This window comes from Streptomyces hilarionis, from assembly GCF_024539675.1.
Classification (GTDB): domain Bacteria; phylum Actinomycetota; class Actinomycetes; order Streptomycetales; family Streptomycetaceae; genus Streptomyces; species Streptomyces hilarionis.
The window spans coordinates 20,173-28,823 of sequence record NZ_JAHHIT010000122.1; the positions used below are offsets into that span (position 1 = coordinate 20,173).

Genomic DNA, 8,651 nt, shown 5'->3' on the forward strand with positions numbered 1-8,651 from the left:
GTGTTCCGAAGCCCGTACGCAGACGTCCCGCCCGTCGACCTGCCCATCCACGACGCCGTGCTGGGCGCAGCCGCGCGGTTCGGCGAACTCCCCGCGCTGATCGACGGCACGGACGGCACCGCCCTCACCTACGAACAGGTCGACCGCTTCCACCGCCGCGTCGCCGCCGCCCTCGCCGAGTCGGGGGTCCGCAAGGGCGACGTGCTGGCCCTGCACAGCCCCAACACCGTCGCCTTCCCCCTCGCCTTCTACGCGGCCACGCGCGCGGGCGCCACGGTCACCACCGTGCACCCGCTCGCCACCGCCGAGGAGTTCGCCCGGCAGCTCGGCGACTGCTCCGCCCGCTGGATCGTCACCGTCTCCCCCCTGCTGGACACCGCCCGCCGCGCCGCCGAACTCGCGGGCGGCGTCCGGGAGATCCTCGTCTGCGACAGCGCGCCCGGACACCGCTCGCTGGTCGACATGCTCGCCTCGACCGCCCCCGAGCCCGAGGTGGACGTCGATCCCGCGCAGGACGTCGCGGTCCTGCCCTACTCCTCCGGCACCACCGGCACGCCCAAGGGCGTCATGCTCACCCACCGCCAGATCGCCACCAACCTCGACCAGCTCCGCTCGGCGATCTCCGCCGGCCCCGGCGAGCGCATCCTGGCGGTGCTGCCCTTCTTCCACATCTACGGCCTGACCGCCCTGATGAACGCGCCGCTGCGGCAGGGCGCCACCGTCGTCGTGCTGCCCCGCTTCGACCTGGAGACGTTCCTCGCGGCCGTCGAGCAGCACCGCATCACCGCCCTGTACGTGGCCCCGCCGATCGTCCTCGCCCTCGCCAAGCACCCGGCCGTCTCCCGGTACGACCTGTCGTCGCTGCGCTACGTCCTCAGCGCGGCCGCACCGCTGGACGCCGGCCTCGCCGAGGCCTGCGCGAAACGCCTGGACCTGCCGCCCGTCGGCCAGGCCTACGGCATGACGGAACTGTCCCCGGGCACCCACGTCGTCCCCCTGGACGCCATGCGCGAGGCCCCCGCCGGCACCGTCGGCCGGCTCATCGCCGGCACCGAGATGCGGATCGTCGCCCTCGACGACCCCGGCCGCGACCTCGGCGTCGGCGAGGCCGGCGAGATCCTCATCCGCGGCCCCCAGGTCATGAAGGGCTACCTCGGCCGCCCCGACGCCACCGCCGACATGATCGACGCCGACGGCTGGCTGCACACCGGAGACGTCGGGCGCGTCGACGCCGACGGCTGGCTGTTCGTCGTCGACCGCGTCAAGGAGCTCATCAAGTACAAGGGCTTCCAGGTCGCCCCGGCCGAACTGGAGGCACTGCTGCTCACCCACCCCGCCATAGCGGACGCCGCCGTCGTCGGCGTCTACCACGACGACGGCAACGAGGTCCCCCACGCGTACGTGGTCCGCCGGCCCACCGCGCCGGACCTGTCCGAAGGAGAGGTGGCCATGTTCGTCGCCGAACGCGTCGCCCCCTACAAGCGCGTGCGCGAGGTCACCTTCGTCGAAGAGGTGCCGCGCGCCGCGTCCGGCAAGATCCTGCGCCGCGTGCTCCGGGAACGGGCATGAGCACGGCGAGGACCGCCCTGGTCGGGCGGACCCGCGAGCGGGGCGTCGAGACCCTCAGCCTCGACTCGCCCGCCACCCGCAACGCCCTGTCCTCGGCGCTCGTCGGGCGGCTCGCCGCTTCCCTCGCCGAGTGCGCCGAGGACCCCGGCGTGCGCGCCGTCGTCCTCACCCACACCGGCGGCGCCTTCTGCGCGGGCGCCGACCTGCGCGACCCGCCCGACCCCGACGCCTTCGTGGCGCTGCTGCGGCAGATCGTGGAACTGCCGCGACCGGTCGTCGCCCGGGTCGCCGGCCACGTCCGCGCCGGCGGCCTCGGGCTGCTCGCCGCCTGCGACGTCACGGCCGCCGCCACCGGGTCGACGTTCGCCTTCACCGAGGTCCGCATCGGGGTGGCGCCGGCCGTGATCTCGCTGCCGCTGCTCCCGCGCACCGACCCGCGCGCCCTCGCCCGCTACTACCTCACCGGCGAGCGCTTCGACGCGGCGGAAGCCGCCCGCGTCGGCCTGCTCACCGACCACGGCGACGACGTCGACGCCGTCCTCGCCCCCGTCCTGGACGGTCTGCGCAGATCCGCCCCGCAAGGGCTGGCGGAGACGAAGCGGCTGCTCACGGCTAGGGTGCTGGAGACATTCGACCGGGACGCCGCCGCCCTCACCGCGCTCTCGGCCCGGCTGTTCTCCACCGCGCAGGCCCGCGAGGGGATGACGGCCTTCCTCGAACGACGGGATCCCGCATGGGTGCTGTGAGCGCAGCCGACCGCGACCGCCTCCCCAAGCAGGACCGCAGCCGCGCCACCCGGCAGCGGCTCCTGGAAGCCGCCGTGGCCGCCCTCGCCGAGCACGGCTGGGCGGGCTCCACCGTCACCGTCGTCGCCGAACGCGCCGGGGTCTCCCGCGGCGCGGCCCAGCATCACTTCCCCACCCGCGAGGACCTGTTCACCGCGGCCGTCGAGTACGTCGCCGAGGAGCGCTCCCGCGCGATGCGCGCCCTGTTCCCCCGGGGCGCGGCGGGCGGTGCGGCGCAGGACCGGCCCGCGGTGGTCGCCGCCCTCGTGGACCTCTACACCGGCCCCCTGTTCCGGGCCGCCCTGCACCTGTGGGTCGCCGCCTCCAACGAGGAGCAGCTGCGTCCCCGGGTGACGGAGCTGGAGGCCCGCGTCGGGCGCGAGTCCCACCGGATCGCCGTGGAACTGCTGGGCGCGGACGAGTCCGTGCCCGGGGTCCGCGAGAGCGTGCAGGGCCTGCTCGACATGGCCCGCGGCCTCGGCCTCGCCAACCTGCTCACCGACGACCGCGCCCGCCGCGAACGCGTGGTGGCCCAGTGGGCCGAGCTGCTGGACGAGAAGCTGCGCTGAGGCCCGTCGCCGCGCCGGGGGGGCGGCGGGCCGGACCGCCGGCGCCGAGCCGGCCGGGTGCCGACCGCTCAGGGGCTGAGCCGCTCAGGGGCTGAGCCGCTCCACGCGCCAGCTCCCGTCGGGCTCGGCCGTGTAGCGCAACCGGTCGTGCAGCCGGTTCAGCCTGCCCTGCCAGAACTCCACCGACTGCGGCGCCACCCGGAACCCGCCCCAGTGCGGCGGCACCGGCACCTGTTCCCCCTCGGGGTAGCGGGCCTCCAGCTCGGCGTACGAGGCGTCGAGGTCGGCGCGCGTGGCGATCACCGACGACTGGGCGCTGGCCCACGCGCCGAGCTGCGAGCCGTGCGGCCGGGTCCGGAAGTAGGCGGCCGTCTCGTCGCGCCCGGTGCGCCGGGCCACGCCCCGCACGACGACCTGCCGGGCCATCGGATGCCACGGGAAGAGCAACGAGACGTACGGGTTCTCGGCGAGGTCGCGGGCCTTGCGGGAGTCGTAGTTCGTGTAGAAGACGAACCCCTGCTCGTCGAAGTGCTTCAGCAGGACCGTGCGCGAACCGGGCCGGCCCTCGGCGTCGGCGGTGGCGACCACCATCGCGTTCGGCTCGAAGAGATGGGCCTCGACCGCCGCGTCCTTGAACCAGCGGGCGAACTGCTCCACGGGCGTGGCGGCCAGGTCCGCCTCGGAGAGCCCCTCGGCCCGGTACTGCTTGCGCATGGCGGCGGGGTCGGGGAAGGCCCCGGGGGAGACGGCGTCTGCGTCGGTCACCCGGCCATCTTGCCGCATCGTCCACCGGCGCGGATCACTCGAAGGCGACTCGGCATCGGGTGGCACTGAGTGCCGTTTGCCCTCCCCAAAGGTGACACTCGGGGATATGGTGCAGAAGCCGAACCCGTCGGACCGGGTGACGGCCCGCCCCACGGGGCATCAGTGGGACGACCGCCCAGGACCGCGAGTCCTTCCGAGGACCGCGGAACCGCCGGCTCCCGTCCCGCGCCCGCTGTCACCCGCCCGTCCGTCCGTCTCACACCTCACGAGGAGCCGCCCGATGTCCGACTTCGTACCCGGACTCGAAGGAGTCGTCGCGTTCGAGACGGAGATCGCCGAACCCGACAAGGAGGGCGGCGCCCTGCGGTACCGGGGCGTCGACATCGAGGACCTCGTCGGTCACGTCTCCTTCGGCAACGTCTGGGGCCTGCTCGTCGACGGCGCCTTCAACCCCGGCCTGCCGCCCGCCGAGCCCTTCCCGATCCCCGTCCACTCCGGCGACATCCGCGTCGACGTCCAGTCCGCGCTCGCCATGCTCGCGCCCGTCTGGGGCCTCAAGCCCCTCCTCGACATCGACGCCGAGCAGGCCCGCGCCGACCTCGCGCGCGCCGCCGTCATGGCCCTGTCCTACGTCGCGCAGTCCGCGCGCGGCCAGGGCACCCCGATGGTCCCGCAGCGCGAGATCGACAAGGCGCGCTCCGTCGTCGAGCGCTTCATGATCCGCTGGCGCGGCGAGCCCGACCCCAAGCACGTCAAGGCGGTCGACGCCTACTGGACGTCCGCGGCCGAGCACGGCATGAACGCCTCCACGTTCACCGCCCGCGTCATCGCCTCCACCGGCGCCGACGTCGCGGCCGCCCTCTCCGGCGCCGTGGGCGCCATGTCGGGTCCCCTGCACGGCGGCGCCCCCTCCCGCGTCCTCGGCATGATCGAGGAGATCGAGCGCACCGGCGACGCGGACGCCTACGTCCGGCAGGCCCTCGACAAGGGCGAGCGGCTCATGGGCTTCGGCCACCGCGTCTACCGCGCCGAGGATCCCCGCGCGCGCGTGCTGCGCCGCACCGCCCGCGAACTGGGCGCGCCCCGCTTCGAGGTCGCCGAGGCCCTGGAGAAGGCCGCCCTGGCCGAACTCCACGCCCGCCGCCCCGACCGGGTCCTCGCGACGAACGTCGAGTTCTGGGCCGCCATCGTGCTGGACTTCGCCGAGGTGCCGGCCCACATGTTCACCTCGATGTTCACCTGCGCCCGCACGGCGGGCTGGTCGGCGCACATCCTGGAGCAGAAGCGCACCGGCCGCCTGGTCCGCCCGTCCGCCCGCTACACCGGCCCCGGCTCCCGCGACCCGCGCGACATCGAGGGCTACGACGACATCGCCGACTGAACCGGGCCGCCCGTCACGCGGGGCTGAGCAGCCCCGCGTGATGGCGCTCGGCCACCAGCGGATGGGCCCGCAGCTTGCCCTTCAGCTCGTTGAAGCCGTACTCGGCGAAGAGCGGGTTGGCCGGGTCGTCGGTCACGCCGGGCGCGGCGGAGGCGTAGGGGAACGGCAGCGGCTCCACGCGCGCGTCCAGCCGGGGGTTGTAGAAGAACGGCACCGAGAAGCGCTCGACGGCGCTCGGGGGCGACACCACCCGGTGGTTGGTGGCGACCAGGTACCCGTCGGTCGCCACCTCCAGCAGTTCGCCGAGGTTGACCACGAACGCGCCCGGCAGCGGCGGGACGTCGTGGAACGCGCCGTCCTCCCGCTGCACCTGGAGGCCGCCCACCTCGTCCTGGAGGAGCAGCGTCAGGAACCCGTAGTCCTTGTGGGCGCCGACCCCCTGGCCCGCGCCGTCCCCGGCGCTGCCCGGGTACCGCACGAGCTTCAGGTGCGGGTGCGCCCGCTCCCCGAACACCGGGTCGTAGAAGCCGGCCGGCGCGCCGATCGAGGCGAGCAGTTCGTGCAGCAGCTTCCGGGCGACGGCGCTCAGCCGCTCGATCCACGCGAGCGCCGCCGTCCGCAGCTCGGGCAGTCCGGCGGGCCACTGGTTGGGTCCCTGGAGCCACCAGTAGGCGGGTTCGTCCGGCCCCGGCCTGCGCGCCGGCCGCTCGGCCCCTATGTCGAGCTGGTCGCGCCAGTCCTGCCGGCCGCCGGTGCGCTCGTCCCCGGTCCGCGTGTACCCGCGGAAGTGGGGCGAGTTCACGTTGTCGAGGGCGAGCCTGCGGTCCTCGGGCAGGGCGAAGAAGGCGCGCATGGCGGACAGCAGCGCCTGCGTCTCGCGCTCGGTGACCCCGTGCCCGACCAGCTGGAAGAAGCCCACGTCGTGCGCGGCGCTGTGCAGCTGGGCGTGCAGCAGCGCCCGCGCCTGGGGGCCGCGGTCGGCGGCGGACAGGTCGATGATCGGCAGCTGCCGGTAGGACGGGTTCGGCGACGGGGCCGAGGACGGGGCCGTCGCGAGGGATGTCACGTGCGTCATGGTGCGTCCGTGGGTGTACGGGGGCCCGTGGCCGGCGTCGGGTGGGACGGCGCACGGGTGCCAGGTGGGCGGAGGGAGGGGGCGCGTGGGAACGCGGGCGGTGTGAACCGCGGGGGCCGGAGGCTCAGACGGAGCGTCGACAGCCCATGCTCGTGACGCGGACGTAGTCCACGTGGCGTCGTCGAACGAGCGAAAGCATGCGCCCAGAGTACTGCCTGACGAAAGATCCGTGCGTGGCGCGCGTCACGCCCCGGAAATCCTGCCGACGCGGCTGCCGGACGCCGGGGTGCGGGCGGGCCGGGGCGGACATGCAGACGACCCGCGAGTCTGGTCCTCACGCAGGAGGGCCGGCCGGACTTACCGGCGACTCGCGGGTCGGGTGACTGCTGGGTATGGGCCGGCTGCACGCGTGTCTCGCGCACGGGTCCGGCACCGCACAGAGTGTGGTGACGGGCCGCTAGCCCGCAGCCACCTCACGAGTCCGGGAATCACACATCTACCGGATCACCTCCTTTCGCGTGTACTGGGAACCCTAGGAAGCGTTCCCGCGCGAATCAACTGTTTTTTCCTACGGGCCTGCCCCGCCTCCGCGGGAGCGGCGCCGTCGCGCTCCACCGGGGCGAGCCGCCCCCTCCACCGAACCGCCCGATCCTCGCAGGCGAGGCGGTCCTGCGGTGCGACGGCCGCGAGGCACGCGGGTTGACGCACGCGTGCGGGCGAGGTTCGCTGGAGGGGTGAATGATCTTCGTTCCCGCGCACGGCCGTCGTCGTGCGCGGGCTCGGCGCCCCGGCGGTGCGCGGAGGCGGGACGGCGATGCGGGCCGCCCCGCGGCTCCCGTCGCGTCGGGGCGGCGGCGCGGTACGACGATTCCCCGGCAATCTTGCGGGAACCGTATGTGGGCTGCGTCACGTTCGAGTTGAATGAGGGCACGTGAGCGAACCTGCAGGGGGTCCAGGTGAGTGCTTCCCGGCGTAGTGGGACCACCGACGCGCTCGGGCCGGACGAGCCCGAGCGGTCCGGGCGGGGCGACGACGGCCAGAAGACCCCGGGCGGCGCGCAGCCCGTCGGCGGTCCGGACGGCGCCGACCTGCTGGCCGCGCTGCTCGACGGCATGGACGCGGCGCTGTGCGCCTTCGACGGCGACGGAGTCGTCACCCACTGGAACCGCGAGGCCGAACGCATACTCGGCTGGAGCGCCGAGGAGGCCGTCGGCCGGCGGGGCTTCGCCGGCTGGGCCGTGCGCGAGGCCGACGCGGAGGACATCGAGGGGCGGCTGATGGCCGCCATGCACGCGTCGGGCCGCCAGGTGCACGAGTTCGCGCTGCTGACCAAGGACGGCGGCCGGGTCCTCGTGCGCACGCAGTCGGCCGCCGTGCCCGGCCCGGACGGCAAGCCCGCCGGGCTGTACTGCGCCTTCAGCGAGGTGCACGCCCAGATCGACCTGGAGCGGTCCATCGCGCTGAGCGAGGCCCTCTTCGACGACGCCTCGTGGGGGGTCGTCCTGGTCGACGCCGATCTGCGCCCCGCCGTCGTCAACGCGCACGCCGCCCGCGCGCTGGGCGCCGGTCGCACGGCGGTGCTGGGCCGCCCGCTGGGCGAACTGCTCACCCGGGGCGTGGAGGAGCTGGAGAACGCGCTGACCCACGTCCTCGCCGAGGGCGCGCCGCCGGCCCCGGCGGAGCTGTGGGTGGGGGTGCGCACCCCGGACGGCGAGCGGCGGCGCTGCTGGCGCAGCGGCTTCCTGCGGCTGGCGTCGCCGCTCGCGGAGGAGCCGGTGCCGCTGGGGGTCGGCTGGATCTTCCAGGACGTCACGGAGGCCAAGCAGGGCGAGCAGGAGGCCTCGCTGCTGCGGTTCCGGGCCAACCAGCTGCACCGGGCGGGCCGGGCCGCCGCCGAGTGCGAGGACAGCGCGGAGGCCGCCACGGTCCACCTCGACTTCGCGCTCGCCGGTTTCGCCGACCACGCCCTCGTCGACCGGGTGTGGGGCGACGCGGAGGGGCCGGAGCCGCTGCGGCTGGTGCGGGTCGCGGCCACCCCGTCGGGCGGTCCCGGCCCCAGCGCGCTCACGGGGCACGCGGGCCTGCCGGTGCGCTACGCGGAGGGGCACCCGGCGTTGCAGTGCGTGGCCCGGGCCGGTTCCGTGCGGGCGGGCGCCGGCTCGGTGCCGGCCGACGAGGCGCGGCAGTGGGCGCGGGCGCGGCAGTGGCCCGAGGACACGGTGCACGCGCTGTGCGCGGTGCTGCGCAGCCGCGGCCGGACGCTCGGCGTGGTGACGTTCCTGCGCGGCGGCGGTCGCACCCCCTTCGAGCGCTCCGACGCGAACTACGCCGAGGACGTCGCCGTGCGCATCGCCTGCGCCCTGGACCTGGCCGACCTGACCGCGCAGGCGGCGGAACCGGGCGACGCCTGACCCACGTCGGCCGGACCCCGGGCCCGCCGTCCCGCGGCCGCGGGCCCGTGCGGGCGGCCGGACCGGTTCGGCCGGCTCACGGGGGTGGGTGGGCGG

Annotated in this window: 7 protein-coding genes; 5 read left to right on the forward strand and 2 right to left on the reverse strand. The window is 75.0% G+C overall.

What is annotated here, in order from left to right:
• The 3 genes from KMS84_RS27170 to KMS84_RS27180 are packed head-to-tail and all read left to right on the forward strand — an operon-like array spanning position 1 to position 2,923.
• The gene (locus tag KMS84_RS27170) at positions 1-1,569 is read left to right on the forward strand and encodes a 4-coumarate--CoA ligase family protein (protein ID WP_256919087.1); all 1,569 of its coding nucleotides are present in this window, start codon (positions 1-3) and stop codon (positions 1,567-1,569) included.
• On the forward strand, positions 1,566-2,315 hold the full coding sequence (locus KMS84_RS27175; protein WP_256919088.1) for an enoyl-CoA hydratase family protein: 750 nt from the start codon (positions 1,566-1,568) through the stop codon (positions 2,313-2,315). The genes KMS84_RS27170 and KMS84_RS27175 overlap by 4 nt, the downstream gene beginning before the upstream one ends.
• Positions 2,303-2,923, forward strand: coding sequence for a TetR/AcrR family transcriptional regulator (locus KMS84_RS27180; RefSeq protein WP_256919089.1), 621 nt, complete (start codon positions 2,303-2,305; stop codon positions 2,921-2,923). The genes KMS84_RS27175 and KMS84_RS27180 overlap by 13 nt, the downstream gene beginning before the upstream one ends.
• A gap of 84 nt (positions 2,924-3,007) precedes the next feature.
• Here KMS84_RS27180 and pdxH read toward each other — a convergent pair whose 3' ends face one another.
• On the reverse strand, positions 3,008-3,706 hold the full coding sequence (gene pdxH / locus KMS84_RS27185) for a pyridoxamine 5'-phosphate oxidase (protein ID WP_256919090.1): 699 nt from the start codon (positions 3,704-3,706) through the stop codon (positions 3,008-3,010).
• A gap of 262 nt (positions 3,707-3,968) precedes the next feature.
• On the opposite strand from pdxH, the gene KMS84_RS27190 reads away from it, so the two are divergent.
• Positions 3,969-5,069: a citrate synthase 2 gene (locus KMS84_RS27190; protein ID WP_256919091.1), complete on the forward strand. Its 1,101-nt coding sequence runs from the start codon at positions 3,969-3,971 to the stop codon at positions 5,067-5,069.
• Positions 5,070-5,082: 13 nt separating this feature from the next.
• Here the strand turns inward: KMS84_RS27190 and KMS84_RS27195 are convergent, their stop codons facing one another.
• A complete protein-coding gene (locus KMS84_RS27195) occupies positions 5,083-6,144 on the reverse strand; it encodes an isopenicillin N synthase family dioxygenase (RefSeq protein WP_438818987.1) in 1,062 nt (353 codons plus the stop codon).
• Between the two features lie 956 nt (positions 6,145-7,100).
• Between KMS84_RS27195 and KMS84_RS27200 the strand changes: the two genes are divergently transcribed.
• Positions 7,101-8,555, forward strand: a complete 1,455-nt coding sequence (locus tag KMS84_RS27200) for a PAS domain-containing protein (RefSeq protein WP_256919093.1) — start codon at positions 7,101-7,103, stop codon at positions 8,553-8,555.
• Positions 8,556-8,651: the final 96 nt, after the last annotated feature.